Annotated in this window: 32 protein-coding genes; 15 read left to right on the forward strand and 17 right to left on the reverse strand. The window is 61.6% G+C overall.

Features of this window, described 5'->3' with window-relative positions:
• Positions 1-157: 157 nt before the first annotated feature.
• From LGM71_RS29665 to LGM71_RS29705, 9 genes are all read right to left on the reverse strand, one after another.
• The gene (locus LGM71_RS29665) at positions 158-622 is read right to left on the reverse strand and encodes a hypothetical protein (protein WP_226117963.1); all 465 of its coding nucleotides are present in this window, start codon (positions 620-622) and stop codon (positions 158-160) included.
• 81 nt (positions 623-703) lie between these two features.
• A complete protein-coding gene (locus LGM71_RS29670) occupies positions 704-1522 on the reverse strand; it encodes a PRTRC system ThiF family protein (RefSeq protein WP_226117965.1) in 819 nt (272 codons plus the stop codon).
• Positions 1522-2157 (reverse strand): PRTRC system protein A, encoded by a 636-nt coding sequence (locus LGM71_RS29675; RefSeq protein ID WP_226117967.1) that lies wholly within the window; start codon positions 2155-2157, stop codon positions 1522-1524. Before LGM71_RS29675 ends, LGM71_RS29670 begins: the two co-directional genes overlap by 1 nt.
• A complete protein-coding gene (locus tag LGM71_RS29680; protein ID WP_226117969.1) occupies positions 2154-2882 on the reverse strand; it encodes a PRTRC system protein B in 729 nt (242 codons plus the stop codon). The genes LGM71_RS29675 and LGM71_RS29680 overlap by 4 nt, the downstream gene beginning before the upstream one ends.
• Positions 2883-2893: 11 nt before the next feature.
• Positions 2894-4036: a PRTRC system protein F gene (locus LGM71_RS29685; RefSeq protein WP_226117971.1), complete on the reverse strand. Its 1143-nt coding sequence runs from the start codon at positions 4034-4036 to the stop codon at positions 2894-2896.
• A gap of 99 nt (positions 4037-4135) precedes the next feature.
• The gene (locus LGM71_RS29690; RefSeq protein ID WP_226117973.1) at positions 4136-4354 is read right to left on the reverse strand and encodes a PRTRC system protein C; all 219 of its coding nucleotides are present in this window, start codon (positions 4352-4354) and stop codon (positions 4136-4138) included.
• A gap of 11 nt (positions 4355-4365) precedes the next feature.
• Positions 4366-4815 carry a PRTRC system protein E gene (locus LGM71_RS29695; protein ID WP_226117975.1) on the reverse strand — a complete coding sequence of 150 codons (450 nt, stop codon included), beginning with the start codon at positions 4813-4815 and terminating at the stop codon, positions 4366-4368.
• A gap of 81 nt (positions 4816-4896) precedes the next feature.
• Positions 4897-6567: a PRTRC system ParB family protein gene (locus LGM71_RS29700; protein WP_226117977.1), complete on the reverse strand. Its 1671-nt coding sequence runs from the start codon at positions 6565-6567 to the stop codon at positions 4897-4899.
• Positions 6568-6796: 229 nt separating this feature from the next.
• Positions 6797-7834, reverse strand: a complete 1038-nt coding sequence (locus LGM71_RS29705) for an N-6 DNA methylase (RefSeq protein WP_226117979.1) — start codon at positions 7832-7834, stop codon at positions 6797-6799.
• Positions 7835-8451: 617 nt separating this feature from the next.
• Between LGM71_RS29705 and LGM71_RS29710 the strand changes: the two genes are divergently transcribed.
• Entirely contained in the window at positions 8452-8772 is a 321-nt protein-coding gene (locus LGM71_RS29710) for a hypothetical protein (RefSeq protein ID WP_226117981.1), read from the forward strand.
• 24 nt (positions 8773-8796) lie between these two features.
• Positions 8797-10023: a DUF1173 family protein gene (locus LGM71_RS29715; RefSeq protein ID WP_226117983.1), complete on the forward strand. Its 1227-nt coding sequence runs from the start codon at positions 8797-8799 to the stop codon at positions 10021-10023.
• A gap of 164 nt (positions 10024-10187) precedes the next feature.
• Here LGM71_RS29715 and LGM71_RS29720 read toward each other — a convergent pair whose 3' ends face one another.
• Positions 10188-10637: a hypothetical protein gene (locus tag LGM71_RS29720; protein ID WP_226117985.1), complete on the reverse strand. Its 450-nt coding sequence runs from the start codon at positions 10635-10637 to the stop codon at positions 10188-10190.
• Between the two features lie 121 nt (positions 10638-10758).
• On the opposite strand from LGM71_RS29720, the gene LGM71_RS29725 reads away from it, so the two are divergent.
• Both LGM71_RS29725 and LGM71_RS29730 read left to right on the forward strand, forming a co-directional pair.
• Positions 10759-11220 carry a hypothetical protein gene (locus LGM71_RS29725; RefSeq protein ID WP_226117987.1) on the forward strand — a complete coding sequence of 154 codons (462 nt, stop codon included), beginning with the start codon at positions 10759-10761 and terminating at the stop codon, positions 11218-11220.
• A 119-nt stretch (positions 11221-11339) separates the two neighbouring features.
• Positions 11340-12011: a Lar family restriction alleviation protein gene (locus LGM71_RS29730; RefSeq protein ID WP_226117989.1), complete on the forward strand. Its 672-nt coding sequence runs from the start codon at positions 11340-11342 to the stop codon at positions 12009-12011.
• Between the two features lie 231 nt (positions 12012-12242).
• On the opposite strand, the gene LGM71_RS29735 is transcribed toward LGM71_RS29730, so the two are convergent.
• A complete protein-coding gene (locus tag LGM71_RS29735; protein ID WP_226117991.1) occupies positions 12243-13385 on the reverse strand; it encodes an integrase domain-containing protein in 1143 nt (380 codons plus the stop codon).
• Between the two features lie 1161 nt (positions 13386-14546).
• Between LGM71_RS29735 and LGM71_RS29740 the strand changes: the two genes are divergently transcribed.
• The 4 genes from LGM71_RS29740 to LGM71_RS29755 all read left to right on the forward strand — a co-directional run bounded on the left by LGM71_RS29740 (position 14547) and on the right by LGM71_RS29755 (position 16409).
• A complete protein-coding gene (locus tag LGM71_RS29740) occupies positions 14547-15551 on the forward strand; it encodes a PRTRC system protein D (RefSeq protein ID WP_012367198.1) in 1005 nt (334 codons plus the stop codon).
• A 9-nt stretch (positions 15552-15560) separates the two neighbouring features.
• On the forward strand, positions 15561-15893 hold the full coding sequence (locus LGM71_RS29745) for a hypothetical protein (protein ID WP_226117993.1): 333 nt from the start codon (positions 15561-15563) through the stop codon (positions 15891-15893).
• 121 nt (positions 15894-16014) lie between these two features.
• Positions 16015-16170: a hypothetical protein gene (locus LGM71_RS29750; protein WP_226117995.1), complete on the forward strand. Its 156-nt coding sequence runs from the start codon at positions 16015-16017 to the stop codon at positions 16168-16170.
• Positions 16167-16409, forward strand: a complete 243-nt coding sequence (locus tag LGM71_RS29755) for a hypothetical protein (RefSeq protein WP_012367201.1) — start codon at positions 16167-16169, stop codon at positions 16407-16409. Before LGM71_RS29750 ends, LGM71_RS29755 begins: the two co-directional genes overlap by 4 nt.
• 82 nt (positions 16410-16491) lie before the next feature.
• Here LGM71_RS29755 and LGM71_RS29760 read toward each other — a convergent pair whose 3' ends face one another.
• The 6 genes from LGM71_RS29760 to LGM71_RS29785 form a co-directional block, all read right to left on the reverse strand.
• Entirely contained in the window at positions 16492-16716 is a 225-nt protein-coding gene (locus LGM71_RS29760) for a hypothetical protein (protein WP_041490331.1), read from the reverse strand.
• A gap of 93 nt (positions 16717-16809) precedes the next feature.
• On the reverse strand, positions 16810-17955 hold the full coding sequence (locus LGM71_RS29765) for a primase-helicase zinc-binding domain-containing protein (RefSeq protein ID WP_226117997.1): 1146 nt from the start codon (positions 17953-17955) through the stop codon (positions 16810-16812).
• Between the two features lie 405 nt (positions 17956-18360).
• The gene (locus LGM71_RS29770) at positions 18361-18927 is read right to left on the reverse strand and encodes a single-stranded DNA-binding protein (RefSeq protein WP_226117999.1); all 567 of its coding nucleotides are present in this window, start codon (positions 18925-18927) and stop codon (positions 18361-18363) included.
• 11 nt (positions 18928-18938) lie between these two features.
• Positions 18939-19730, reverse strand: a complete 792-nt coding sequence (locus LGM71_RS29775) for a hypothetical protein (protein ID WP_226118001.1) — start codon at positions 19728-19730, stop codon at positions 18939-18941.
• The gene (locus LGM71_RS29780; RefSeq protein ID WP_226118002.1) at positions 19718-20167 is read right to left on the reverse strand and encodes a hypothetical protein; all 450 of its coding nucleotides are present in this window, start codon (positions 20165-20167) and stop codon (positions 19718-19720) included. Before LGM71_RS29780 ends, LGM71_RS29775 begins: the two co-directional genes overlap by 13 nt.
• Positions 20168-20286: 119 nt before the next feature.
• On the reverse strand, positions 20287-20613 hold the full coding sequence (locus LGM71_RS29785) for a hypothetical protein (RefSeq protein WP_226118004.1): 327 nt from the start codon (positions 20611-20613) through the stop codon (positions 20287-20289).
• Between the two features lie 427 nt (positions 20614-21040).
• Between LGM71_RS29785 and LGM71_RS29790 the strand changes: the two genes are divergently transcribed.
• The 7 genes from LGM71_RS29790 (at position 21041) to LGM71_RS29820 (ending at position 26030) form a co-directional block, all read left to right on the forward strand.
• Positions 21041-21736 (forward strand): nuclease-related domain-containing protein, encoded by a 696-nt coding sequence (locus LGM71_RS29790; protein WP_226118006.1) that lies wholly within the window; start codon positions 21041-21043, stop codon positions 21734-21736.
• A 229-nt stretch (positions 21737-21965) separates the two neighbouring features.
• Positions 21966-22403: a hypothetical protein gene (locus LGM71_RS29795; RefSeq protein ID WP_226118008.1), complete on the forward strand. Its 438-nt coding sequence runs from the start codon at positions 21966-21968 to the stop codon at positions 22401-22403.
• Positions 22404-22407: 4 nt separating this feature from the next.
• Entirely contained in the window at positions 22408-23658 is a 1251-nt protein-coding gene (locus LGM71_RS29800; protein ID WP_226118009.1) for a hypothetical protein, read from the forward strand.
• Positions 23659-23709: 51 nt separating this feature from the next.
• Positions 23710-24912 carry a FlhC family transcriptional regulator gene (locus tag LGM71_RS29805; protein WP_226118010.1) on the forward strand — a complete coding sequence of 401 codons (1203 nt, stop codon included), beginning with the start codon at positions 23710-23712 and terminating at the stop codon, positions 24910-24912.
• The gene (locus LGM71_RS29810) at positions 24899-25078 is read left to right on the forward strand and encodes a hypothetical protein (protein WP_226118013.1); all 180 of its coding nucleotides are present in this window, start codon (positions 24899-24901) and stop codon (positions 25076-25078) included. The genes LGM71_RS29805 and LGM71_RS29810 overlap by 14 nt, the downstream gene beginning before the upstream one ends.
• A gap of 12 nt (positions 25079-25090) precedes the next feature.
• On the forward strand, positions 25091-25456 hold the full coding sequence (locus LGM71_RS29815) for a hypothetical protein (RefSeq protein WP_226118015.1): 366 nt from the start codon (positions 25091-25093) through the stop codon (positions 25454-25456).
• Between the two features lie 172 nt (positions 25457-25628).
• The gene (locus LGM71_RS29820; protein ID WP_226118017.1) at positions 25629-26030 is read left to right on the forward strand and encodes a hypothetical protein; all 402 of its coding nucleotides are present in this window, start codon (positions 25629-25631) and stop codon (positions 26028-26030) included.
• Positions 26031-26220 lie beyond the last annotated feature (190 nt).

Consider the following 26220-nt stretch of genomic DNA (forward strand, 5'->3'; position numbering starts at 1 on the left):
CGCGAAAACCGCCCCGCTTTCCTCTGGACGAAAAAAAAGCGCCTGCCCGATCACTCGGGAGGCGCTTGTCTGCAGATGGATTAGAAAGCGCAACGCACGAGTGTCGCCACGCCGGTAGTTAAGGACGATGCCACCTCGAACGGACGGCGGCACCTCGTTACGACTCGCTCACCTTTAGCAGGTTGAGCGACCAAAAAGCCAGCACTGCCCCCATGAGAAAGACCGCGATACAAACACGCGGGTCATTCACCATGAGGCCATCGACGAAAGCCAACGCGCTCAGGAACGGTTTGAGCGTGTAGTCCTTCACTCCCTTTCGCACATGCGGCATGTACTTCCATTCGGCGCCCGTGGTCACCGCACGCACCAACCGCTCAACTCCACAGAAGAGCGAGCCAACCGCGACCGCGCCGAACCAGAGCGGAATCCATTTCGTTCCACCATCCCACCACGTCACGTAACGATAGACAGGCTCGTTCTTCAACACGGCAGCCACCTCCGGATGGCTCCCGATGGCAGCCAGCAGCGAGCCAAAGAGAAACATCGGGAAGACACCGTACAGCAGCACCACCAGCGCTCCCGCGGCCGATTTGGCATCGCGGTCAAACAACTTCTTGAACATCGAAATACTCCTGTATAGGCATCGTCCAGTTTTCAGGATCGACATTGAAATAAACCGTTCCCCATAAGGCGAACGGCATGTTTAGGCATCAGCTTTAGCCGTCGGGAGCTTGCGTGCCCGTGGCTTCTTCTGGGGAGGCGCGTCGTAGCCAAAGCGCGCCCATGCAGCAGAATCAATCGGTATCGGGCTTGTGCGGCCCGATTCCAGGTTCACGAAGGTGCCCGAGTACTTCAGCGAGCCCGTCCGGTATAGCGTCCAGAGCAGGTTGTAGGCCTGTACCGAAATCGCCTGATTGATGACCAACGACTGCTTGCGCAGCGCGTCGGCCATCGAGCACGACGGTGTGTCATCGCCCTTGTCGTTCTTCGCGTTCAGCAGGTCCGGGAAAAGGTCGCCCACATGGGGCAACCGGTCGTGCCGGGCCTTACCGAATTCGCCGAGAATGACCTGGCCACGATTCGTCTCGTTGCCGCAGTCGAGGTAGTAGTGACAACTCCCCCGCTTCGCTGCCTGCACAATGGCGTGCCGCGCGCGACGTGAGTCGACGCAACCCACCACGATGTCGGCGACGATCCGCACCGACGAATCGACACGCCGCGGCTCCGCAACCCAGTTGGTCCCCATCAGGTTGTTGAGCCGATTCACGAGCAGCAGCGCCTTGTAATGTCCGACGTCATTGGGATAGAACCCCTGCCGCCCGACATTTGTCTCACTGACGGTGTCGTCGTCGTACACCGTGCACTCGATCCCGCCAGGGTGGCCGAGCTCGATCATCGCGTGATGCAGCCGCGCGAGACTGGGAAGAAATGCGCTGCCGGTCCCGCCGGCGCCGACCACCACGACGCGCCACGGCCGGCGGATCATGTCGGCCGTAATATTGTGAGTGATCGCCTCGCTCATCACATCACCTCCATCGTCAACGCGACCGCCCACGACTCCGGCACGCGTTCGAACTTCTCGAAGATCCCCTTCGCGCAAAGCCGCAGCGCGACGGACGGCGTACGATCGCAATGGCCCAGCACGAGCGCAAACTTCACGTCATGCTGGTCATCCTTGTTGTCCGTGCGCGAGAAGAACGCGGGGCCCGTGCCATGGGAATGACAATCCACCACCAGCCATTCGCCGTCCGCAAGCCGCGGCCGCTCATAGACCAGATGCCCCGGCCCGTGCGACAGCGAAGGCAAAGCAACGATGCGGAACGTCAAGGTCACGCTGTTCCAGACGATCCACGCACCGACCTCATTTGGCACCGCCGCCCGAGCCATCGCATGAAACTCCGCGACGAGCGCGGCCGGAATCTGCCCGCACAAGAGCGCCGTCGTCTCTTCGACCTTCCCGTACGGGACAGCTGTCGAGACTTCGTACTGCGCGATGCGACGCACCGCGCTCAGCCAGGGGCGCAGGACTTCCAGATAGACGCCGTCCGATGCGATGAGCAGGCGCTCACCCGAACGCGTCATCGGGACAACGGCCTCCCGCGACGGAACCATCACCGACGGGAACGACTGCTGGAGAACGGTATCGAGCGGATTCATGCGACCCTCCCGACTTGGCCGTTCACCAGCTGCTCGAGCGTCCGTTTCATAGGCACCAGCGCGTTGAGCGGAAACGTCTCGCCGAACTTGCCGTCGAGCATGTCGCGCCAGAACGCGTACTCGCCGTCCTTGTACTCGATCCGTTTGCCGCCGGCGTTCGGATGCGTGAAGGCCGAATCGAAGAACCCGGCTTCCCACCCATCGATTGACGCCACATCCACACGCTTCGGCACTTGCGCACTGCCGATGCAGATCCGGCCCATGTCCCACGTGTTGAAGTACGGCGGTTCGAACAACGGCGTCTCGCGAACGGGGCGATCGCTGCATGCCACCGCGAACACGCGAAAGCCCTGATTCGAGGCCTGGAACACCAGCCCCGGATGCGGCACCACGGCGCTTCGCTTGCCAAGGTTCTCGCATTCGAAGAACACCCGGCGCATCGCTGGCGGACACCACCACGTGACTGCATCAGGCGAGACCCCGAGCACCGTCGGCGGCAAAAACTCCGCCCGCGGTGCGACGTGCTCCGCGAGCTGCAGCAGCGTTTGAACAAGTACCTTCCGGTCAAGCGGCCGACCGGCACCAATGATGGGCCGGCCGCTTTGGCGGTCAGCGATGACAGCGTGGGCTGTCGCAAAATGCGCACCGTCCTTGCCTGTATAGAGCAACAGCGCTTGCGACAATGCGACATCAGACCCGGTTCGACCGGTCGCGATACCAGACATAACAAACTCCATTAAGTGGGATGACTCACCAGCGCAAGAAGCCGGTCAAGGTGAGTGAGAATGCGAAACGCCAGTGCCAGGTCGGCGTACTGGCGGCGGATAGCCTTCGGAGTCGACGCCAAACGGGAAAATCCGCTGTAGGTGGTCGCATCACCGGATTGGGCTTCATTGTCGAAATGACAATCGAGAAGGTCGCCGACAAACTGGTTGTCCTCGACGATCACCGAGCAAAGCGCGTAAACCGGATTTGCGTTGTAGCTCACGTGAAGCAGATCTCGCGTTCGGCTACGCCGCATCAGTGCGCGGAGCTTGAGCACCTCGGTGCAGACGCGCCGGGGCATGCCCCTGCTGCGAGCGCGAAGCCGAAGCAGCTCCGGGTCCGTCAGGGCGCGTCGCTCACGCCATTCGCCGCCGCCAAATACACACGGATCAGCGTCATCCGGACAAAGCTGTGGCCGAACAACCGACGGCAGATACGCATTGCGCGTTTCAGTGTCGTCGTGGAAACGCTCCTTCAGCATTTCGTCCGCGTCCTCGTCCGAAATGTCCGGATCGCCGTCCCAGTACCAGCACGAAAATTCGTACATGAACCAGTCTGGCAGGCGGATGAACATCGTCCGAGCCGATGCGCGATACAACGCGGCCATCACCGTCCGGAAGAGCAACGGGTGGACCGACCGCAGTGTCGCGATCGCCCCTTCAAGGGAGTACACCCACTCATCTTCAAGGCCGAACCCGAAAAACAGCGGCGTCGGATCTTCATCGTTGTTCCCGTTACCGAGGCCATCGAGCACATCGCGAACCGCAAGCGCGTCGAACAGATGCGGCGTGAATCGGAGCCGGGAAAACCGCCCATGCTGGCGTTGCGTCCACGCATGAAACGCCTGCTGAAACGCGTCGCCGGCGTCGGCCGGATCGTGAACGTCGCCGGCTCGCAGCGGCCCGTACTGGAAATGCTTCAGGACCAGATCCGACAGGTGCACGTCTTCGCGCCACTTCAACCGCACCGCCCCCGGCACCTCCGTCGAGAAGGACGGAAGCGTCAGAAGATCAGAGGCAGGTCGACGTCGGGCAGCGGCAGCGCGTGGCGGTTGCCAGGTCGCGGCCGAGCCAGCTGCGACGCTTGAATCAGGGAGTGCAGGATCGAAGAACATTTCCGCATTTCCTCGTCATATAAAAAAACCGGCCTTTCGGCCGGTTCCTGTTGGTTGAAGCCACCATCCGGATCGGATAGGGCCTTGAGCAGAGCGTCCTTACGCATGGGCGCCTTTGGCGCCTGCCGCGCGAACGAACGTGTAGGACATGACCTCACCCTTGATTTGCGGGCCGTCGACGGCGGCCGTCGTCAGCTCCGGATACTGGGCGGTGTACAGATCCCGCACCTGATCGGGCGAGAACGCCACGCCGGGATCCATCAAGGCCATGCCGTTGTAGAGGAATTCACGAACAACCGCTGCGATGCTGATCGACATGACATATCTCCTTAATCGAGCAAGGACGCGAGATCGGTGCCGGCCGGCTTCGACTCGGCATCGGAGGCCTGCGGCGCCGACTGTGTCGGCTGAGTGCCGTCGTCGTTGTCGTCGTCCTCATCTTGCGGGCCGCTTGCTGCGCCGGCCGCCGGCACCTTCGAACCCTGGGTCAGGGCCTTCTGCGCCTTCGTCACCTGCGTAGCCTTCTGCTCGTCCAGGATCGCGTTCGTCGCCGCTACCTGCTCCTCGAGCGACTTGTGCGCCGCCGAGTACGAGGTGACCGCCGCGGCGAACCCTTCATCCAGCTCCGCAGCCGTCGCCTTCAGAATGAGCGGTTGACGCAGCGTGGCGTCCTTCCCGCCTTGCGGCGTCAGGAACACCACAATGTTGTCGCCGTCCATCGCGAGAGACAGCGTCAACTTACCAGCCGAACGAATCAGCGGTTCAAGTGCTTGAAACATGAAAATCTCCGGAAAATGAAAAAGCGCCGCACGACGGCGGCGCAAATGAAGGGAGGGAACGGCGCACGGCCGCCCTGTATGTCAGAACTTGAGAACCTTCGGGATCTTGCCGGCGTACTCGAAACCGCTGACGTTAAGCAGCGCCTCGATCACTTCCGACTTCGACTTCGAGAACACCTTCTTGAAGTCGTCGCCCATCGCGTTGCGCAGCCCGATTTCGTCGGCCACGACCATCATCTCGGCCTTGGTCAACAGTTCGAGGAAGGTCTTGTCGAGCTTCCAGTGCTTCGTCAGATCCAGCTTGTGTTGCTTGCAAAGCTGCGTCAGGTAGGACACCTCGAGACCTTCGATCGCGGAAAGCAGCATGCCGGTCACGAGATCTGCCTGTTGCTGCTCGCTCGTCGCTTGTACCAGATCGACCGCCTTCGGAAGATCGCCAGACGGCACCTTTTCCTCGGTCATCTTCTCGAACACGAGCCGGAAGGTGTCATCCTTGATCTGCCGGGCGTATCCGGCCAGGACGATCGCGATCAGGTACTGACGTGCGAGCACGCCGTTCGTCCCGATATCGCGGCGAAGTGCCTTGCGCCAGACGGCGACACGGTATTGCTTCACCTTGTCGGATTCCGCGACGACCGTGACGGCTGCCGGCTCGGACTTCGATCCGCCCGCCTTCGCGGCGCCCTTGCCGGTCGCGGCCCCCGCATTCGCGGTTGCCGCAGGCTGCTTCGCCGCCTTCGCCGCTTGAATCCGTGCCGCAACCTTCTTCATGTTGCACACGGTATCAAAGCACTGACCGCGAAACACCTTGCCGATGGAATCAGGCAACGCGCTCACCGCAGCACCATAGTTCTGGCACGAGTGACAGGCCTTCGCCTGGTCTTCGCCCACGCCGTTTGGACCGTCGACCGCAATTTGCACACGGGTGTGGTTGTCGCCGGGTCGCACGATCCGAACGAGCGGATACTCGTCGCGAACGCCGGTGGCGATCACTTCGAGTTGTTTCTCGGTCTTTTCGTTGTAGCAACCGCGGTTGGTGCAGTTGCCGTCCGCGATCGACTCGCCAAACAGTGCAGACTGCGTGGACGAGTTGTGCGGACAGCTGGTGCACTCTTCCTTGTCGAAGATCGCCGCGTTTAGCGAGCACGACACGGACTCGACCAGCTTCTTGACGTCGGCCACCGACCGCTTCTCAGCGACGATGACGGGCAACACCTTGTCCTGACTTTCTTTTGAAATTGCTGCGAGCAGCTCGGCGTGGCCGAGATTGATCTTCCGCGTATTGAGCGCTTCCAGCACACTCGCGCTGCAGTTCATGAGAGCGAGCCGGCTGTTGAGCGTCGGAAGGCTCCAGCCGATGCGACGGGCGGCATCTTCCCGGTCGCCCTTGCAGCGGCCGACCATCTTGGCCGCGGCGACCGCCTCTTCGCCAGGTGACATGTCCGCACGCTGGATGTTTTCCACCAGCGCGATTTCCTCGGCCTCGATCTCGTCGACGTACTTGATCGACACCGGCATGTCATAGGTCTCGCCGTGAACGTCCATCGCGGCTTTGTACCTGCGTCCGCCGGCGATCAGCTGAAACGTATCGTCGTCGAGCGGACGCACGAGCACGGGTGTATCGACGCCGCGCGCGCGGATGGACGCTCGCATCTCGTCCATCTCGGCGTCATCGAAGTAGGTTCGAGGGTTCGGACCGAGGACGATGCGACCGAGCGGAATGGTGGGTTGTTGAAGGTTGGCGTGTTGCATGACAGGTTCTCCAGAGTGGGAACCTGCCCCCTGTCGGGAGTGGTTCCCGATGGGGTTGATAGGCAATGAATTGCCGGCGGGGCCGGCGGGTCGATGCGTCAGTGACGCGTTGGATGGGACAACGATACCGCTCGAAATTCACGCCGGAGAGGAGAAAGCCCGGAATTTCGGCTCAGCTTTCAAAGAAAGGCCCGATCACAAGGATCGGGCTGGGTTCAAGAGATGGCCGCTAGAACAACGTCATCTGGTCGATCGCCGCAAAGATCGCGGTGGGACCCGTCTGCTCGACAGCGTCCTCGAACAGGTCGAAGATCGTCCGTCGGTCATACGTGCGTGCCGCAATCGCTTCCGGCTCCGCGACGGCAACATCGTTGTCGCCACCAACCAGTGGCCACGACGCGGCGGACTCGAGTGCCTCAACATCTGTCGGCTGAGGCTCGCGCGCATCTTCAGTCGGCGGAGTGACCGCCGCGGGCGCCTCGATGGCGAGCGCCGCTTCGGCCAGCTCGCGCTCGCGTCGACGCAGTTTCCATCGCCAGCCGCCCATGATGTGAGCCGGCGTATACCAAACGCCCCATACCTCGCCGGTGAGCGTGTTACCGTGCACGATGATCGCGGGGATATGCAGCAACGACAGCTGCAGATAGGTCATGTGTACGCAGACCGGGTCGATGTCGACGCAGGTCGCATGCATCGTCTGCTGATAGTTGTGACCCGCGGCCGCGAGCGACTCGGCCGTCGCGATGACCATGCCGCCGGCGCCGCACGCCGGTTCCTGCATCCGCACGAATCCGTGCTGCTGAATGTGCGGCTGACCGTCGCCGGTCGTCAGCATGGCCATCAGGCGCGACACGTGATACGGAGTGAAGAACTGCCCGGCCCGGGCGTTCCCCAGCTCCAGCATCATGTAGGTCTCGCCGAGAACGTCCGTCATTCCGTCAAAGACGGGTACCGAATCCGCTCCAGCTTTCTCGCACACCTGCATCCGATGCTCGAAGGACAGCGTCAGCGCGCCAAGCATGCGGGGAAACCGCTCGACGTCTTCACGCTCGTACTTACCGACGATTTCCAGGTAACGCTTCTCGCGCGCCTCGAACTGCGTGCGATCGACGCTGTTGCTGATCGACAGCGCGGCCAACTCGACGAAGTCGGCAAACACCGTATGCGTGTGCTGGCCGTACGAGAAAGCCTTGATCATTTGCACAAACTCGCGCTGATACGGGTCCGCGGTCTGGTCGTGCTTGCGTTCCGCGCTCTTGCGGCTCATGCAAGCACCCCGCAGGCGCAGATATGCAGATTGGACATGATGCTCTCCAGGATGAACGGGAGAGCACACCCGACGGGAGTGGTCCCGTCTGGGTGATATGGAAGGCCGCCGGCGGCGGACTCGTTCGATGCGTCAATGACGCGGTAGGTGGAAAGATCGTATCGCGTGTTCGCTCGTCACTGGCCGGGCAATGGGCGGGATATCGCACGGGCTTTTGCCAGCCACGCGTAGGGCAACGCGAGCAAGATACTCACAATTTCGCTGAACAACGTTGTGGAAAAGTCCCGGACGACCGCGCTGGGCATGACGGAGAGCCGCCTGCACATTTTTTAGGCAAACGCCATCCAGCTCAACCGGTTGATGGGGCAAACCCAGAAAGCTCGAGAAAAACGTATAGCTTTTGCAGCTTCAGCTGCCCTCCTATGACGGTACCGAGAAAGCTGACCGAATTGATGAGGCTTTCCGACTGAGCCCGTGGTGGCCACTGATCACAATCGAACTGGCAGCCAGTTACCTCAACGTTTCGTTCCGAGCAGTAACCATATTCCGATAGCCCGGCTGATCCACGCGCCAGCCGGCTTGCCTTCGGGAATCTCCAATCCGAGCCCTTAACCATCATGCATCGTCTTGTTCCAATCACGATCATCGTCATGCTAATCGCCGACCTTGTCATGGTATTCACTCGGCTCAGCGCCTACACCAGGATGATTTGCGGATGCGCATTGGCAGGAGTGTTCGCCTGCGGGTGGGCGATCGGGGAAATTCTTCGACTCATTGGACATTGGCGCGACCAACGCGACGCCAATGAGAAAATGCTCATGGAGCAGCGCTTCCCTTTTTGCCACGTCACCCGCCTGTCGAGCGGCCAATGGTTCCTGACCGAGAAGGCGACCGGTCGCGAATACAATCCGTCCGAACCGGCCAAGCCCAATGCGTGATGACCGATTCATCTGGAGCTCAACATGACCGATGTTTCCTTCGCCGGCGTGACCGTGCCGCTCGAGGATGTGCAGGAACAGCCCGCGAGTTTCGTGCGTCGCCTCGAGCAAGCCAAGATCAATCCCGGGCACGCGCACTGCCTTTGCCGAGGCGCCGGCTCGCCCCTCCGACTCCAGATCCGCCGGTATGGCAACTTGCTGCATCTCGCCGGCTGGCCCGAGGAAGGGCCGTTGCACGACCGATCGTCGTGCCCATTCCACAAAGATCCGACCGCCGGCGGAGCTGACGGCGGCCAAACTCTGCCCGGTATTGTCGCCACACCGATGGGATTGCGTGCGAAGCTCGACGTCGCATTGACGCAGCGCGAGGTCGGCTCGGGATCGAAAGCGGCGCGAAGCGGCAGGTCGACCGGCACCTCGCGACGCGCCGCGCCACTCCTCGGCTTCCTCCAGGCGCTATGGCAAGTCGCTGGACTCAATCGTTGGTCGGGCACCGAGCGCGTGCGCAACTGGGGCGTATGCAATGCGCGCATCCTCGCCGGACTGGGAGACGCGGTTGTGAACGGCGTGCCGGCCGATCAGGTGCTCCACGTGATGCGGCGGTTCCAAGAGGCGGACCGCGACGCGATCAACGCCGAGTTCGACGCCTTCCTCTCACGCGTGGGTCACCGGGACGGCGCGAACCATCGCGGCATCGTCGTCGGGGAAATCGCGGAGATCGGCACGACACAATACGGACGCTCGATTACGTTGCGCCAGAGCGCAAAACGCTATTACGCGAGCAGCGAGTTGGTCGCCCTCGCACAGAACAGATTTGCGCATGCGTGGCGCGCTCTGGGCGACCGCAACGCCAGAGTCGTCACGATCCTTGTCATCGAGCGAACGCCGAAGGGCCACCACGTGGTGCTGAACTTTGCCGCGATGCTCTGCTCGGCGACGTACATCGCCTGCGACTCCATCCACGAGGTGGCGATGGCGAATCGCCTAGTCGCTGAACACCGCGCCTTCGACAAACCCATCCGGCTGGAAGATGGCGCGGCGATGTTGCCCGACTTCGTGCTCACGGACACGCCGACGCCGACCCAGGTTGAGGTCTATGGCATGAACGGACAGCCCGACTATGAAGCTCGGAAGGCAGCCAAGCGCGCGCGGCGACTGCGCGACGGGATCCCGGCCGTCGAATGGAACATCGAGGACCCGCTCGAGTCGGTAACGCTCCCGCCGACCGCGCAACGCCGCCCGGCCGCCTGAGCACGGCCCATACGAAAAAAAGAACCCCGCCTTGGATCCCAAGTGCGGGGCGAGGTGGAGTACAACGAGGAGGAGGAAATCCCTATTCCATCCGGGTTTACGGCACGGTTCCCCGGGAGCTTGAGCATCCGGAACCGCCACGCGTCACCCCTTCATTGTTCTGCCTAGGCCGCGAGCGGCTCTTGCTCGCTCAGCGCCCCGGACGATTTACGCCAATATGCATTCACCTGCGCAACGATCCGGGCCACCGTCGCGCGCGGCGCCCGGCTCATTTGCCGATCGTAGAGCGCAAGCAACCCGCCGATCGCCCCTGCCGAGGATTCCGTTGTCACCGCACATCGTCCAGCGATCACCGCATCCGAGTCGATTTCGTTGATCGCATCCTGCGCTGCGGCAAACGTCGCCCGGCTCTCGCTTCCGTCACCTACCCCAGCCTCCAACAGAAAGTGCGCAGCGACAAGCGCATGGGTCAGCACAGCCAGCGTATGGCGATCGCCCTGACCCGCCCGCAGCGTGCTCAGCGCGAGATAGCACTCGAGTGCTATCCCGTCCCGATCCGCGGAAGGGATGGGCAGGAGATCGGACTTGGATCGGATCGCGGATTTCGGCTTCATGGAGGAGGCTCAAGCTGTTGTAATGTCCCGTGATTACGGCATCGCGCCGGGCACGCTTTAGCCGACCGGCGGCGACGAACCTTGACATTGCCCGGCGAACGGCAAGATGGATGCATGCTCAATGCCCATGGAGGCCGATATGCAAGGCAAATCACTCTTTCTCGACCGCGCAGTCTGCCGTTCACACGACTGGGCGCCGCGTTTTCCCGCCCTGTCAATGGCATGCCGCGAAGCCGGCTCGATCTCGCGCGGCCGCCAGGTGGTGGTCGCGGCCGCCGATGATGACGGCATTCGATGCACGTTCTTCACGAACCTCGGCGCGGTGCTGGAATTCAGTGCGACGTGGGCCGAGCTGGAGCGGGCGCGCACCTGGTGGCATTTTGTTCGTCAGTGGAATTTCTGGATCGTCGATCAGCCGGAATCGATGCGCCGGATTTTCCCTCGCGCGCCGAGCGACGAGCGCACCGTGACCATCATTCGAACGACCGTTACCCGACACGATACCGACGATTATCTTCGGTATCTGGAGCGCGTCGAAGCTGCCGCGCGCAGCACGGCCGTCTGGTCGCCTGCAACCGCCTGAGAGCGCATGTTGCCGAGTCGTGAATCTAATATTGGGGACAATCTCTGTTTAATTCCCCTTTGTCTGTCACACAAAAGCGGCAATAATGCGCCGGTCACGACCTTATTTTCATATTACAAATGTTGGAGCAGCTTTATCCCTGCGACCACTGCGGAGGGCGGGCCACGATCGGGCGATCGCAACGGCTGATCGATTGCCCGGAGAACCGCGCGTTTGATTTCAGCCAGTTCGGTCGCTTTGGCGGGCCGCCATGCCTGGGAGACGTGCTGCCGCGCCCGCCCGAAGCACCGCTTACCGAAAAGCTCGTCTGCATCCATTGCACCGGGTGCGGCTTGTCAACGCAGTGGGAACCGATCGGCGATGACGAGATCGCGGCCAAGACGCGCTGCGCGGAAACGTGGAACCGGCGCCTGAGTCGCCTGAAGGCGGACGAGAACGATCTGCAAACGCTTGTCGAACGCGAGCTCGGCGCATGCGATGCGCAGTTGGTCCTCGATCTGTTGTCTCGTGCCGAGGGCGACTGGGCATCGCTCGGCCCCGTCTTCAAGATGCTCGCGCAACGCGTCGTCGACGCTGCCGTCGTGACCCTCGACACGTGGCCGATCTCCCCGGTTCTCGAAGACGCCGCGCGATACCGGAAGCTCGTCCAGCTCGCAAAGTGGGTGGAAATCGACGGCCACGACTACGTCCAGTTCCCGAAGATTCCGTCACCGACCGAACACATGGACTTCCTGTTCGAAGACCGGATCGCGATGGCCGTCGACGCGATGCCCGATCGGGATCGCTGGTGAAAAAAAAGCCGGCGCGAGCCGGCTTGAAAAAAGTTCTAGCCATATCCGAGGGCCGAGCTAGAACCTGAGAGACAAGTCATCTTACCGAACGTGCCATCGGCCCAGCAGGCATAACACACCCTATTTCACCGCCCATTTCTCGCGCAACTCCATCGATTGCGGCGCTCGGTGGCTCGTCGATCCTCAGAGCGACGTACGTGCGATCCTCTACAACGGCGCCCTCGTCGGCGCTTACTTCCGATCCTGCGCCGACGCGAGCAACCGATAGAGCGCTTGCCTTGAAATCCCGAGCGCTGCCGCTGCATGACTTTTATTGCCGGCGGCGGCCCGCAACGCGGCCTCAACCGCATCCACGGTCGGCAGTTGCTTGCGCATTGCCTCCTGCCGCGCGAACGTCGACAGATAGGCATTCGCCTTCGATTCGCGGCTATGCCCCGCGGCCGCCACGACGCGGCGCTTCGCCTCTTCGTGCACCTGGGGATCGGGCCGCACCGACGCTCCCTTGATCGGCGCCGGGACCTCGGCGAATTGCTCGTACAGCGTCTGCAGGTATTCGTGACGCAAGCCGTGGCTCGTAATCCCTAGCCCGCTCTTCGTCACCCCATGCTTGCCGAGCACGTAGTAGTACCAATCTCGCCACTGCTTGAGCGTGCGGCCGGCCGGGATCGTCGACCCCGATGAACCATTACTGAGCCGAGCCGCCTCCTCCAGAATCGAGATCTTCCGCTCGATCGGCACTTCACGCGGCCGGCCACCCTTCGTGCCACGCGTAACGGCCAGTGTCTGCGGATTGCGCACCGCCTCAAGCGGTCGCAGCATGAAACTCTCCTCGACCCGCAGCCCGAATGCCGCCTGCAGCTTGAGCTGCACCGCCGTGTACGGGCAGGTCGCCGCGATTTCGTCGATCTTCGCTACAGCGTCCACATCATGCGCCACCCACGACTTGTCCTCAGTCGCCACATAGCTGCGCACCAGGCCCGCCGCTCGCCGGTCCACGTAATCTCCGAGCGTGCCGACCAGATTGGTCTTGCCCATCCACAGTGCGATTGCGCGCAGGTAGGTGAGCTTGTTCTCGATCCGACCACCCGACTGTCCCGCATCGACCCACCGCGTGACGAGATACTTCACGTGCTTTTCCTTCAGCGACCACGGGCTCTGCAACGCGAAGCCGCCTTCGCGCAGCTCAACGAACGCCTTGCACAGTGCAGCTGCGCGGTTTTCCTGCGTCCTGATCGAGAGTGCGCGGGTGCTGATGCGTGTGGTGCTATGGATAGCTGCGACGTGCTGATCGAAAAGCGCCAGCAGCGCGTCGCGAAACTCGGGCGGCAGTCGATAGCGGCCCACAACCGCTCGAACGTTCAGGATCACTGCCATGCATTTACTCCTTGCGGCCGACGCCGCACCTTCGTTGATTCGTTGCCGCAGCGCGTTCGCGGCGCCCCTACCTGACGCCGTGCCCGATCACGTTGCAGCTCATCCCGCTTCGCGCAATGCGCGGTTGCCGGATTCCGCCGGCTCGGTATTGCGTCTTCCTGTCCTTTAGCGATTTCCATCCGATCAGCCCGGTGCATGGGAAGTACATGCACGCCGACTGTCCAACCTGCTGCCTGAACAACTCGCCTCGCGCTTCGCGCAAGACGTCGCCATTCGCGCGCGCCCTCATCGGTCGCGCTGCGCGGAGAAGCTCCGCCCGGGTACAGCTTCGTGGCTACCCTGCAAGCCGACGCGCTCGCGTCGCGACACCCACCGCTTTCGCGTATGCGGACGCCGGGTTGAATGCCGGGTAATTCGTGTTGAGACCTTTCGGGCACGGCGGCTCAGACCGTTTTTTCTTCCTGTCAGGGAATCGCGATACCGGGCTTTTGCCGGTCGCATGATCTCCCCCACCCCCAAGCACACTCATGTCGGCCGCGGTGTATCGGGCTTCCTGAGTGCACCCAGCATCGATCGCTGAAAGGGTGTGTTCAGACACGCACGAGTGCTCGTAAAGCGTCCGGTGTCCGGGGCTCCACTTGTTCTCGTGCTGTCCTGTGGCGACAAACCGTCGCCGATCGTCTGGATATCGCACTGTCCAGCGGTCCTCACTGTTGACCGCTGTGTACTTGATCTAATTCACAAAAAGGCCGCTTCGTTGTGCGGCCCGAACACTTGACTGCGTTTGGGGGCCCGTTGCGGGCCAAGAGGACGAGCGAGTGCCTTGCACTCGGTTTCGATGCGTCGATGACGCGGTAGGTGAAAAGAAGAATAGAGCGATTTGCCCCGGCTCACCGGCCGAAAGCTGACGGGAACCGGCGCGCTTTCCGAAACTTGACTTCGCGCATCGCTCGATAGACTGGGTTCAGCAATCTCGGACTTCAACTCGGAGTTGTGGGCGACTCACTGCGCAAACTCCCAGATCAAGTCGGACTTTGGCGACGCTCATTCGACAAAGTCCGACTTCATGTCCGACTTCGCTTTCTCGCTGCGCTCAATGTCCGACTTCATGTCCGACTTTGATTTGTGGCACCGCCCCATTCGTCCCTATAGGAGTCGCCTTTGAAAACCGCAGTCTTCGCCGTCGATGTCGGCTATGGCAACACGAAATACGCTCACCGCGCCGCAAGTGGAACGATCGCGACCGGCATGTTCCCGTCGCTGACTCCCCTCGCCGCAAGCCGCACGCTATCGGGCTACGGCGAGAGCGTACTGACCGCGCGTAAGGTCTCGACGATCGTCATCGACCAGGTCGAATACGAAGTCGGGCCCGATGTGCCGCTTACCGCCGCCTATGGCAATACCGGCCGAGCACTGGCAGACGACTACGTGCTGTCCGACAACTATGCCGCCCTCTTGTTTGGCGCGATCCACTTTTCTGGCGTCACGCACATTGAACGGTTGGTGCTCGGCCTGCCCGTCCACAACATGAAAAAGTACTCGGCCGAGCTGAAGGAACGATTCGCCGGGGAACTGGATTTCGGGGCTGGCCGGGTCACGGTCGACAAGGTCGTGGTGATCCCACAGCCGCTCGGCTCGCTGGTACTCGCGTCGAGCAATCGGCAGCACGAGTTCGGGCGAGACGTCGCCCACCTCGTCGTCGACGTCGGCTACTTCACGACCGACTGGGTGTATGCGAACGGCTTCACGATGGATGACAACCGCAGCGGCGGCATGCCGGGCGGCGCATCGCAGATTTACCAGCGCATCGCCAGCCTCGTCGCGCGCGACCAGGGTGACGAAGTCGAAGACATCGAACGTATCGATAAGGCATTGCGGGAGCAGACGCCGTTCTTCTTCTACGGAACCAACATTGATCTCGCGCCGTACCTCGAGCAGGCCCAACCGCTGATTTCGGGCGTCGTCAAGGAAATGCAGAACAACGTCGGCCGCTTGCCGAACGTTCGGTCGATCATTCTTTCCGGCGGCGGCGCAGCGCTCTACGCGGCGGTCATCCGACGCGCGTTTCCGCGTGTGCTGATTGAGGTGATCGACGCGCCGTGCCTCGCCAACGTGCGCGGCTTCCTGATGGTCGGCGAAGCCGGCCTTGCCCGCGAACGTCGCTAAGGAGACGGCATGAGCGACAAGATCGAGATGACTGTCACGATCAATCCGCTCGTGTCGCCGCTGCTCTTCGAGCGACTGAGCGCGTGTACGTCGGCCCGCCATCGCGCCGCGATTCTGAAATCGCTGGCGGAGACCACGCTACGTCAGGAGCTGACCGGATACGTTCACGCGCCTGCTCAGACGAAGACGCAAGCGTATTCGCCCCCTCCCGCGGCAGGGGCGCGCGCGGCGGGGGGCATCGACAACGAGGGATTCCAGGTGCTTCGGGTGGATGACTCGGGGCACGAAAGCGCTGGCTTTGGCGACGAGCTTGGCGGACAACTGGCGGGCTACTTCGAATGACAGGGCCGCCGCAGCACGCTACTGCAGCTTGACTTTGGGTTGGAACTGCGAAGATGGATACATAACACCGGTGTTCATGGCGCGCATCGCGCTATGCACCGGTGCATATAGGATGCACACCATGCTGGAACTCATCGACTGGATTCGTCACGGCGAGCTGATCCACAAGCTATCGTCGCCGTACCTCTGGCTCAGCTTTGTTGCAATGCGCATCGCGATCGAATACTTCCTCGCGGGGCTCGCGAAGATGGAACATGTCTCGGGAGATCACGAATGAACAACAAGGTAATAGCGATCGCGACGGAAGCTCACCAGTTGTACAAGCGCTTGCCGTTCCTGGTCCGACGCATCATCCTGGCATACGCATTCGCCTTCGTCTGGTTCTTCGGCATCTTCCTGCATGCGCGCCACTTTGGGAGTCTGGCCGAGCCGTTCCTCATCGGCGGAGCGATTGGCGCGGTATGGGCTTCGGGTGCCTATAAGCTTTTCCTGCTGGTCCTCCGGATCGTGCTGTAGGTTCAGGAAGCTCGTTGCCGATGCAGAATCCATGGACGAAAAAAAAGCGGCTCACCAAATGGTGAGCCGCTTCGCTTCAAGTTCAATGTCTGCGACTGGCCGCCTTTTGCGCGAGCCATGCCATACAGAAGTCCACAGCCGGTTCGAACGGCTCATCCCGCAATACATAACGGGCCTCGCCCTCGCACTTCCGGTCGATGACGTCGAACGCTTGCGCTTTCGACAACACCGTCGGCTGCCCGCCATTCGCCGCACCCGTGGTTGCGACGATCTCGAACTCTCCCAGCAACATACGAAAGGCCATCATCAGTCTCCGAATGAGGCCCGGCGCAATACGGCCCGGTGGGGACGTATCCCCACCGGGCAAACAAACCAATGCCGGCGATCGCCGGCGTTCAAGTCAAACTACACGGCACACTTTGCTTCCATCCGCGAGCGCGAGATTCCGCCGACGCGCCTCATCGCGCATCGCCCGTCTCGCGCGCGCCCGCTCGTAACGTTGCGTCCTGCGCTTGTACTGCTGAGCCCACACGTCGCAGAAATCCACACCTTCGACCACCGAACGGACGATCGAGACGCGCTTTCCGAGGCTACGAACGCGATCAGCAAGGATATTGGCGTGATGCTCGCCCGGCCGATAGCCGTGGCGCGCATCGACCCGGTCACGGTCGGCGTAGATGATCACGTGGTCGTAATCGTCCCAACGGATGTCGGCACGCTCGAGGCCGCCGCAGTTCAGCAGGCTGCGAACCTCGATGCGATTCTGATACCGCGCGACCACCGCGAACCCCGTCTCCGAACCCTCGACCAGCGCGAGGGTCCGCGACCGTGTCGTGTTGAGCAGCACCGACGAACCAAAACTTCCGTCGGGCGCGCTCATCTCCAGCTTGGCTCGCTGCTTCCCTTTCTTCGTCAGGAAGGGAACCTTTGTGCCATCAGCCGTGAGATAGGTCCGATGAAGGCGACGCGGCTTTCCAGCCAGCGAACGCGCGCGCAGCAGCATGACGGGAAACTTTCCTTGCTTCTTTCCCGATGCATCGACGTACTCCATACCGGGGTGGTAGCGCACATCTTTCCCGATCCATTCGATCTGCAGCCCGGGAATCCGCGTCGACAAATACGTCCATACCGGCGACTCCGCCGTGACCGGCCCAGCACCATCCCATGCGACCTGCATCTCGCGACACTTCTGCTCGTCGCTTTTCTCAGGCCGGACCGGGACAGGTTTCACCTTGCGTGCCACCTCGACGGGAATGCCACCGTTATAGTTTCCGGTCTCGAGCTCGTAGTAGATCTCGCGATACGGCTTTCCCGTCACCTCGTGGATGAGCTGCACGCCCGTGCCACCCTTCGCACAGCGGGCGCAGTACCAGCCGCCCTTCGGATCCTTCTCGGGCGAATAGAGCCGAAACGTCTCCTCGCCTTCACACAGCGGGCACGCCCACCAACGCTTCTTGGCATCCCCCAGATAACGACTGTCGAGGTAATGCGGAAAGATGTTTGACCAGTTCAGGTCCTCGAGAACCAGCTTCTTCAGCTCTCGCATGATTCAGCCTCCTTTTGCGCTCTGGCAAAAACGTACGAAGCAGCTGCCCCATCAATCGATGCGGAAGCAACCACCGGTGGATCAAGCGCCCTCTCACATCTCACGCCCCCCCCGCTGTCGCGTCGAATCGACGTGACATGGAGAGCACTGCGCTGCGCGAAAGGTGAAGCCACTTCACATTCATAGGCACTCTCCTGTTTGGATTGCGGTTTTGGTCGATGCCTGAGACAGGCGCGGAAACGCTTGCTCAACCAAGCCGCGCGAGCGCGTCGGCTTGGTTCAGCAACGTCGTGGGATGAACAGAGGGGAGGAGAAGGTTCGCGTGTGATGTGCCGCGAGGCACATCACACGCGAAGGTGAGAAGAAACGGGAGACGTGTAGACGGATCGGTGAGGGTTTCCGGGATCAGATCGCGGCCCACGCTTTGCGCGGGTACCACGATTCGAACGGAATATCGTCGTCCATCTCATCGAAGCCGCCACCACCACCGTACGACCTCGTCTGATCCGGCGGGGGAGCCGCAGGCCGCGGGCCCGAGCCATTCGTGCGAGCCGGCGCGCGCGCCGCATTGGCCGGAGCCTGTCGGCGTTCGCCCTGCTCGAATCCGTCGTCGCCGCCATCACGCTGCGCGTTTCCGCCGCGGCCGCCGAGCATCTGCATCTGGTCGGCAACGATCTCGGTCGAGTAGCGATCCTGGCCGTCCTGGCTTTGCCACTTGCGCGTGCGGATCCGACCTTCGATATAGACCGACGAACCCTTCTTCAGGTACTCGCTGACGATTTCGGCGAGACGGCCGAAGAACGCGACGCGGTGCCACTCAGTCATTTCCTTGAAGTCACCACTCGCCTTGTCCTTGTAGCGATCGGTGGTTGCGAGACGGATATTCGCCACGGCGTCGCCGCTCGGCAGGTAACGGACTTCCGGGTCAGCGCCGAGATTGCCGACGAGGATGACCTTGTTGACAGATGCCATCTAAAACTCCTTTATTGAGTAATCGACCAGAGCCACTTGTCCCACATGACTTGCTGGCCATTCACGATCTTGGGTGAACCATCCGATCGCATGGCCGGCACCTTGATTTTCCTGAGACGCTTGACGCTCACGGTGTCGCCAAGGCGGCAACCACATTCCGAGATTGCTTCTTTCAAGCCCTCGCCTTGCAGCGTGCGTTCACCATACGACGTATCGAGACGGATCGCGAAGGACTTGTAGAAGCGTGAGCCGTTCGAACGACGGTCGGGGAATTCGTCCTCGCCCCACCAGGTGATGCGACCGACCACGGCCGCAGACTTGGCGGATTCGTCGCGGCGCGGTCGCGCCGGACGTCGGGACGAGTCGCGCGGGCGCTCGAGCTCATCGGCCGGCGCCACCTCCATCGGCGCAGCCTCGGCTGACGACACATTGGAGCCGGTTGGCATTTGGATACCGGCCGCACGCCGAATGGCGGTTGCGATCGCATCCTTCAGCGCAGACCGGTGCTCAGCCCGCATCGCCCAGTGCGGTTCAAGGTCCGGCAGGATCTTGAGACCGAACATCGTGTCGCCGGTGTGATCGTCGAAAGCCGGTTCGAATTCGACGATACAGTCGCCCTCGTCAACGAACAGGTGGGGAATGCCGTCGATCGTGACGTGGGTCTCGTTCGACGCGCCCTTTCCGACCACGCGCTCGCGATCCGGTGTGCACGCACCCGGAGACGACGGCTTGATCTGCTTGCGCCCTTCGCCTGGGAACGCATTTGCGAGCACGCGTGTGATAAACATCGTTACGCTTGCCATTGCGCCTCCAGGGACAGTTGCCCGCTACACCAGCGGCTAAGCCGCATGTAATCGAAGTTGAGCAACGGGTTATCTCGGATCACGTCCTGCATCGAGCGCGACCGAATCCGGCCGAGCGAACAGACGAGCGGATACGGGATCGCGCCGGACCAGAGTTCCATGATCCATCCGAGCGTCGCGTAGTAGTCGGCCTTGTCGACGGGACGATTGCACAGTCGATCCCGGAGGATCTCCGCACAATCCATCAGTGCTTCCGGCACGCTGTCACCGTGGCGGCTGTCGACCGCGAGGAAAAACACAGCTTCGGCCAGCTGCTCGCGAACGTGCGGTGCCCACTGGGATGGGTCGGGAAGCGGGTCGGGTTTCGGTGGGGGGATAACGATCGGCGACGCGTCGCCGAACATGTCGAGCTGCCAGGCAGCCACATGCGGTTCCATGAGAATGCTCCGGTCGTGCCGGGCAACCTCATCTCCGGAAACCGGGAACGGGGTTCCCGGCGGGGGTGAGGCGTTGACCGCGCGAATTGCTTCGCACGGTCAACGGAACGGCAGGCGCCTTACTTGGTACCCGTCTTGATCGGAATGACGACAGCCGATTTCGCATACTGCCGCTTCGGTGTCGATTCGGCTGCGTCGTTCGCCGCAGGTACTTTTGCGGCGCGATGCAACTGTTGAGCAGCGTCCGATGCAGCCGGACGTTCGGCAGTTTCGGGCGTTTGCGCCGCCCGGCAACGTTTGTCGAATTCAGCCTTGGCCCAATGGGCAACCGCCAGCATCACAATGCCGGCAACGAAGAACGACGTGGTCGCGACATACACCACCAGGCAAAGCGCCAGCAGCTTGAACGGCGATCTGAACGCGCCCTTGAACAGTAGCGTCAACATCTCTCTCTCCAGAAAGGTTATTTACAGAAGGTTGTCCGGACAACGTCCGGCGGTTTCGATGCTCGAGACGAGCAAGGAAATCGGCGCGAAGCGCTTTCGTGCGCGGCCGTCAGGCCCGCGCACGAAAATGCTCGGCGTCGATCAGAAAAAGATGCGGGTTGGCCGCAAGAGGCAAGACCGATAGGTCCGGGAGGTCGATGCGTCGGGGAAACGCGTAATAGGCCTAGCGTATCGGGTTCGCATGCGGCGGGTCGTCCGAATGCTCGGCAATCGCGTACAGCTTTGGCGGCCCGCAGCCAGTTCAACCGGTTGAGGGGCTTAACCCGGAAAGCTCCAGAAAAACGTATAGCTTTTGCCGGTTCCGAGGACTTGACTTCGCAAATCGCGCGGCAGACTGAAAGCGTCACTTCACTTCAAGGCGCTCATCATGTCTTCCATTCTGATCTTCGCGTTCATCGGCTGCTCGCTCTACATGGCGTTTCGCAAGCGGCGCCCCACTCGACCGAGCAAGCCGCCCGTGACGCGCAGCCACGCATCGGGCGACGCCGGCGAAGCACGCGTGCGCACGGAACTCGAACGCGTGCTCTCGTGGCTCTGCGGCGACGATTACTACGTGCATCCGACGGCGCTGCTGCTGAATCACGCGCCCGGCACGGACTTTCCGACCGCCGAGGTCGACCATCTCGTCATCGCGCCATTCGGGATTTTCGTAGTCGAAACTAAACACTGGGCCGTTCGCGTCGCACCAGGCAGCGACGCGACCACGTTGTTGTGCCATCTGCCCGGCGGCGGGCTCGAGGAGCGGCGCTCCCCGCTGAACCAGAACCGGTCAAAGGTTGCATTCCTGCGCAGCATGCTGCCCGCTATGTGGGACGTTCACGGTGTCGGCGTGTTTTCCAGCGACGTCTGCACGTTGTCGCCGGCGCTGCCCATCGATCTTATTCGCGCTGCGGACCTGGGGCACTGGCTGCGCGAAAAGAAGAATCGACACGCGCTCTCCGGCCGGCCTTCGATCAAGGTCCAGCGTGCCCATGACGCCATTCGCCGACTCAGCGTTGACGATCCAACGGGGGCGGCTCTCGAAATCCATCGCCGCAAAATTCAGCAATCTTTACCGATATGAGGAAGTGCTCCTAATGTTTCGGTCAATTCTGCCGACAAATTCATAATACGTAACAATTCGAGTCCGTTTGAAAGCGGGGTGGTTTCGTGCAGCTTTTCGCCAGGACTTCGTGAAAACGCGGCGTATGCTGGGTTCGCCACCCGCCCAAACTACTTGTCGCCATTGACGCGCAGCCGAGGAATCCGACTGCGCCGGCAATGGCTCCAACCGGACATTTCGGAGAGGAACTGTGTCCAACCATCCGTCCAAGAAACCCGGCCTCGACGAGGCATCTGCATCGACCCGAGAAGACGCGCGCAGTCCCCTCGACCCCCGATCGGGTCGTGATGCGACTGTACAACGCGAACAGCAAGAGGCAGCCGGCCCGTCTTTGGTGAGTCTCTCCAACGATATCCTCAGCGGCGTAATCCGCCATAGCGAGGACGTGGCGTCGATTCTGGGTAGCAAGCTGCAGGAGTACCTGCGCATCGGCTACCACTTCTCCGCCATCCGTGATGCCATCGTCAGTGGTTACGTGGCGCAGCATGGCAATACCCCAGCGACGCGCGAAAGCGCGCGGAAGGTCGCCTACGACTTTCTGACGCGGGAATTCCACAAGCCGAACGCTACGGTTCGGCTCTATATCCGCTGCTACCAGAAGCTGGCGAGCAACATCGCATTGGGGTGAACACGTGTCCAAGAATCTGCCCAAACCCATCCAGTCTGACGACGATTTCAACCCGACCGTTCCTGATGGTGGTCGCACGCCTGCCGACGACGTCGAATCGAGTGCCGATCTGACAGCGAACTTCGCCCACATTCCGACCCAGCTCGAGCTCGGCACCGCCGCACGCGAAATGTTCGCCGGCCTGCCCGACTCGCTGATCCGCACGATCATCGAGGAAAGCGAGGAAGTCGCGCACTCGACACGCAAGATCCTGCTTGAGCACATGCGAATCGGCGGCAACTTCGTGCACATTCTCACGGGCGTCGTAGGTCATGAGGTAACGCACAAAGGTGACACTGTCGCCGTGCGGAACCGCGCGAAGGAACTCGTCTACGACTACCTGACGAAAGTGTTTCGCAAGTCGAAGTCGTCGGTTCGGCTGTACATCCGCTGTTACGAGAAGTTCGCGAACAACATGCGCGCCGTCGAGATCCTTTCGCACAGCGACATGGCGCTACTGGTCGGTAACGACATTGGCAACGAAGTGGTCGACATGGTCATCGACGCCAAAAGCGAGAACCCGAACCTGAGCAAGCGACAAGTCGAGCAGCTCATCGCGAACTATCAGGACAAGCTCGCCGAAAAAGCCAACCAGGTTGAGATGGTCACGACCGACCTCGCGAACACCGTCGGCCGGCTTGATGACGCCCAGGCGGAAATCGATCGCCTTGCGGCGGAACTCGATCGAACGCGGCAAGAGCAGGCTCGCGAGCGAGAGAGCTCGCAGGCCACCTCCGTCGAGTTGGCGAACGTCAGCAAGCAGGTCAGCACGCTGCAACACGAACTGGCGAAGCGAGAGCACGAAGTCAAGCAGATCACACATGACCTTGCCCACCTGAAGGCCAACCCGCTGAAGGAACAGGTCCCGGTCCCCACGGTTCCTGATGAATTCACGAATCTCGAGGATGCGCTCGCAACCAAGCTGGCTGAAGTGAAGGAAGCGCGCGCCAGTCTCGAATCCATTCAGGCAGAAAAAGAGGCGCTCGAAGCCGAACTTCAGCAGCAAAAGGCGGCGCTCGAGGCTGGTGAAGCACTGGAAAAGAAGGTCCGGGCGCTGATCGAGAAATTCGGCGCATTCGCCCAGGACTATCACAGCGCGCAGTTGCTGGCGACCGCAGACGGCCGTCCCGCGCGCTTCCAGCCGCTGTTTGCGGCGCTCGGCGACCTGATCGGCAAGTTTCATGGGGAAGTGATGGCTGCGACACGCGCGGCATGATGGTTCGGGAGCGGCCGCTCCCGAATTGGCAGGGAAACGAGAGAAATACAAATGGAAAAAAAGAATGTCCGGGAGACCTACCGGTCCGTCGAACGCCTTTACGTGCCTCAATGGCTGACGGAACGGATCCAGGTCACGAATTTCGATCTGGTCGACCACATGAAGTGGCTGCTCCAGAAAGATGGTCGGTTTAACGAGATCCTCGCGGTCGAGCGCAAAGAAATCGAGCACTTCAAGCACAATGAGTCGTCGCTGCGGAACTTGCTCCACACGCCGTTCCTGATGGTGGCGCCGACGCTGCAAACGGTGGAGGACTGGCGCTGCTTCATCGACGAGACCGCGACGACCGTCGCGGTTGACGAGCTGCGCCGCAAACTGCCGGAGCTGGATGCGCTGTCGACGTACTCGGTGCAACAGCACAACCGCATGTTCCTGGACCTCGTCACGAGCGTGATCCACATGAGCGTACTCGCGGCGCCCCTGCTCGGCATTACGACCGAGCTGGCCGCCTACCTCGTGTCGGTGCCGACGTACAAGCTGCGCCTTGCACTGGGGCGTATGCGTGGTTTGCCACTCTTCCGCTGGCGTTTCAATTCGCCGACCTTCTGGTATCAGTTCACGGCAAGCACGTTGACCGACGAAATGGTCGCGCACCTGATCATGGAAACCTCGCCGATTCGCGTCGGGGAACTGCCCAGCAAGGCGGGATGGAGCGAGCTGCGCCTGCCGCGTGAACGGAACGAAACCTATGCATACGCGATGATGGCCTACCGGTGCCGGGCGTCGACGGCCGCGGCCCTGTTTCGCCTGAACCAGAACGCGATGCGCCAGCGCTACGTCGAGATGCACGGCGTTAGCTCCCCTTGCGGGAACGTGCCGACGTCGCTGACGTGGTTCGTCGAGACGCCGCACAACCGGCTGCATGCCACTTTCTACACGTGGCTGTACCGCGCGGGGCTCGCCGCGGGTGGGAACGCGCCGGAGGCGCTGATCGCGACAAACGACATCTACCAGCAACTGTTCGGCGGCAAGCCGGATATTTCTGCAGATCGCGGCTGCAACCTGACCCGTTCGATGGCGGCCGATTCGCGCCTCACGATTGCCCCGTGCCGCTCATGCCGAACCCATTATGTGGTCAGCAACAACGACGCCAAGATCGAGATGCACCAGAGCTTCGACTGCCCGGCCTGCAACCGGCAACTTGGCGAGAAGAAGCGTCACGCGCGTGCACGGGCCGGCCATGGAAAGTCATGAACACGAACCGACGCTGCCTGCAGGCCTCGTCGTGTTCAGTGCGGACGGCCGTGCCCAGTTCGGTTGGTTGAATCCCGAAACGGAGCAGTACTGGTCCGAGGCAACGGGCGAGGTGATCAGGGATGCGGTCGGCGCGGTGCCGTGGGTGGCGGACCGTGCACACTGAAGGGACTCTGCGATGGACGATTACGCTTATCTAGTGGCCGAAAGCAACGCCGCGTGGCTTTCCGGGCGAGGTGACGGGCGCTTCGAGCGCTACGAGCAGTTCTATCGCACGCAGTGCGGCGCAGGCGCCGACGGGTTCGATCTCGAGCGAACCAACGAGGAGTATGGCGAATGGGTCCACCGCCAGCCGCCGCGTCTGCTTGCGTTATTGGCCAAACCCGCGATCGGTAAAGTGTTCGTCGCGATTTTCTGCGTGTACATGGCCGCCCAGTTCGTTCCGATGGTGGCGGGACAGGCACCGCGCGCCAGTGGCGTACTACTCGGCGCGACCTTTGTCGGCCTTCGGATCTTCCACTGGCGACACCGCAAACGAAGGTGATCGATCCGACTGACGCCCGCCCTCCTGGCGGGCCTTTTACTGGGCGTCGCATAGGTCCCGGCCAGGCCCCATGCAGGTCGAGGCGATCTGCAGCCGGAAAACACATATGTGTCGGAGCGTCTGCCGATACCACTGCGGACGCAGTTCTACTGAAACCTTGGAGACCAAAAAATTGAATCGAAAGCTCAGGCACTTGGCATTGGGAGTCTGCCTGCTTGCATCGCTGTCCGGCTGCAAACAGTCATCCGTCGATTCGCTTGAAGGCGAATACGGCGTCGCAGAAAAAGGAAAGATCGTTCCGTTAATCAAGGTGGAGAAGACCGACAACGGGTACGTCTTCGACGACTATCAGGGCGGCAAGTGGCGTGCCGGCACTGAAGTCGCGCGCCCCCTGAAACGGGAGGAATTCGAGCAGATCATGGGCGCAAAGCTCCAGGGCTCGTTCGGTGGACTTCAGACAAAGATGGCGATGTTCGCGAAGGTCCAACCGGGTTTCACCGCCGGGGACTTCAAGACGTCGACCGGGTACATGATGGCTTTTGCGCTCGGGCCGATCGAACTCACGAAGATGTGACCGTATCCTGCCACCGGGCGGGCAAGTGGATTCCACGGAGCCCGCCGTCCCACCGTACTCCCAAATTCAAGTCATAACCAGAAGCGGCCGATATCAGGAACTGGCGATCTTTTGGCTCGTCCCTGCCGGACTAGGGACGACGATCGGCGGCGCAGACTTGACTTCGTCGGGCGGTCGATAAGATGAAATT

The organism is Burkholderia sp. AU33545, assembly GCF_020419685.1.
GTDB lineage: Bacteria > Pseudomonadota > Gammaproteobacteria > Burkholderiales > Burkholderiaceae > Burkholderia > Burkholderia diffusa.

Excerpts from the sequence above, each read along its gene's own strand:
- LGM71_RS29680 (WP_226117969.1), bottom strand. The coding sequence starts at position 2,882 with ATGTCTGGTATCGCGACCGGTCGAACCGGGTCTGATGTCGCATTGTCG.
- LGM71_RS29690 (WP_226117973.1), bottom strand. The coding sequence starts at position 4,354 with ATGTCGATCAGCATCGCAGCGGTTGTTCGTGAATTCCTCTACAACGGC.
- LGM71_RS29695 (WP_226117975.1), bottom strand. The coding sequence starts at position 4,815 with ATGTTTCAAGCACTTGAACCGCTGATTCGTTCGGCTGGTAAGTTGACG.
- LGM71_RS29760 (WP_041490331.1), bottom strand. The coding sequence starts at position 16,716 with ATGATGGCCTTTCGTATGTTGCTGGGAGAGTTCGAGATCGTCGCAACC.
- LGM71_RS29750 (WP_226117995.1), top strand. The coding sequence starts at position 16,015 with ATGCTGGAACTCATCGACTGGATTCGTCACGGCGAGCTGATCCACAAG.
- LGM71_RS29725 (WP_226117987.1), top strand. The coding sequence starts at position 10,759 with ATGCCCATGGAGGCCGATATGCAAGGCAAATCACTCTTTCTCGACCGC.
- LGM71_RS29805 (WP_226118010.1), top strand. The coding sequence starts at position 23,710 with ATGGAAAAAAAGAATGTCCGGGAGACCTACCGGTCCGTCGAACGCCTT.
- LGM71_RS29780 (WP_226118002.1), bottom strand. The coding sequence starts at position 20,167 with ATGGAACCGCATGTGGCTGCCTGGCAGCTCGACATGTTCGGCGACGCG.
- LGM71_RS29670 (WP_226117965.1), bottom strand. The coding sequence starts at position 1,522 with ATGAGCGAGGCGATCACTCACAATATTACGGCCGACATGATCCGCCGG.
- LGM71_RS29715 (WP_226117983.1), top strand. The coding sequence starts at position 8,797 with ATGACCGATGTTTCCTTCGCCGGCGTGACCGTGCCGCTCGAGGATGTG.
- LGM71_RS29815 (WP_226118015.1), top strand. The coding sequence starts at position 25,091 with ATGGACGATTACGCTTATCTAGTGGCCGAAAGCAACGCCGCGTGGCTT.
- LGM71_RS29665 (WP_226117963.1), bottom strand. The coding sequence starts at position 622 with ATGTTCAAGAAGTTGTTTGACCGCGATGCCAAATCGGCCGCGGGAGCG.
- LGM71_RS29705 (WP_226117979.1), bottom strand. The coding sequence starts at position 7,834 with ATGAGCCGCAAGAGCGCGGAACGCAAGCACGACCAGACCGCGGACCCG.
- LGM71_RS29735 (WP_226117991.1), bottom strand. The coding sequence starts at position 13,385 with ATGGCAGTGATCCTGAACGTTCGAGCGGTTGTGGGCCGCTATCGACTG.
- LGM71_RS29785 (WP_226118004.1), bottom strand. The coding sequence starts at position 20,613 with ATGTTGACGCTACTGTTCAAGGGCGCGTTCAGATCGCCGTTCAAGCTG.
- LGM71_RS29775 (WP_226118001.1), bottom strand. The coding sequence starts at position 19,730 with ATGGCAAGCGTAACGATGTTTATCACACGCGTGCTCGCAAATGCGTTC.
- LGM71_RS29720 (WP_226117985.1), bottom strand. The coding sequence starts at position 10,637 with ATGAAGCCGAAATCCGCGATCCGATCCAAGTCCGATCTCCTGCCCATC.
- LGM71_RS29675 (WP_226117967.1), bottom strand. The coding sequence starts at position 2,157 with ATGAATCCGCTCGATACCGTTCTCCAGCAGTCGTTCCCGTCGGTGATG.
- LGM71_RS29810 (WP_226118013.1), top strand. The coding sequence starts at position 24,899 with ATGGAAAGTCATGAACACGAACCGACGCTGCCTGCAGGCCTCGTCGTG.
- LGM71_RS29745 (WP_226117993.1), top strand. The coding sequence starts at position 15,561 with ATGAGCGACAAGATCGAGATGACTGTCACGATCAATCCGCTCGTGTCG.
- LGM71_RS29700 (WP_226117977.1), bottom strand. The coding sequence starts at position 6,567 with ATGCAACACGCCAACCTTCAACAACCCACCATTCCGCTCGGTCGCATC.
- LGM71_RS29770 (WP_226117999.1), bottom strand. The coding sequence starts at position 18,927 with ATGGCATCTGTCAACAAGGTCATCCTCGTCGGCAATCTCGGCGCTGAC.
- LGM71_RS29790 (WP_226118006.1), top strand. The coding sequence starts at position 21,041 with ATGTCTTCCATTCTGATCTTCGCGTTCATCGGCTGCTCGCTCTACATG.
- LGM71_RS29685 (WP_226117971.1), bottom strand. The coding sequence starts at position 4,036 with ATGTTCTTCGATCCTGCACTCCCTGATTCAAGCGTCGCAGCTGGCTCG.
- LGM71_RS29710 (WP_226117981.1), top strand. The coding sequence starts at position 8,452 with ATGCATCGTCTTGTTCCAATCACGATCATCGTCATGCTAATCGCCGAC.
- LGM71_RS29765 (WP_226117997.1), bottom strand. The coding sequence starts at position 17,955 with ATGCGAGAGCTGAAGAAGCTGGTTCTCGAGGACCTGAACTGGTCAAAC.
- LGM71_RS29755 (WP_012367201.1), top strand. The coding sequence starts at position 16,167 with ATGAACAACAAGGTAATAGCGATCGCGACGGAAGCTCACCAGTTGTAC.
- LGM71_RS29730 (WP_226117989.1), top strand. The coding sequence starts at position 11,340 with ATGTTGGAGCAGCTTTATCCCTGCGACCACTGCGGAGGGCGGGCCACG.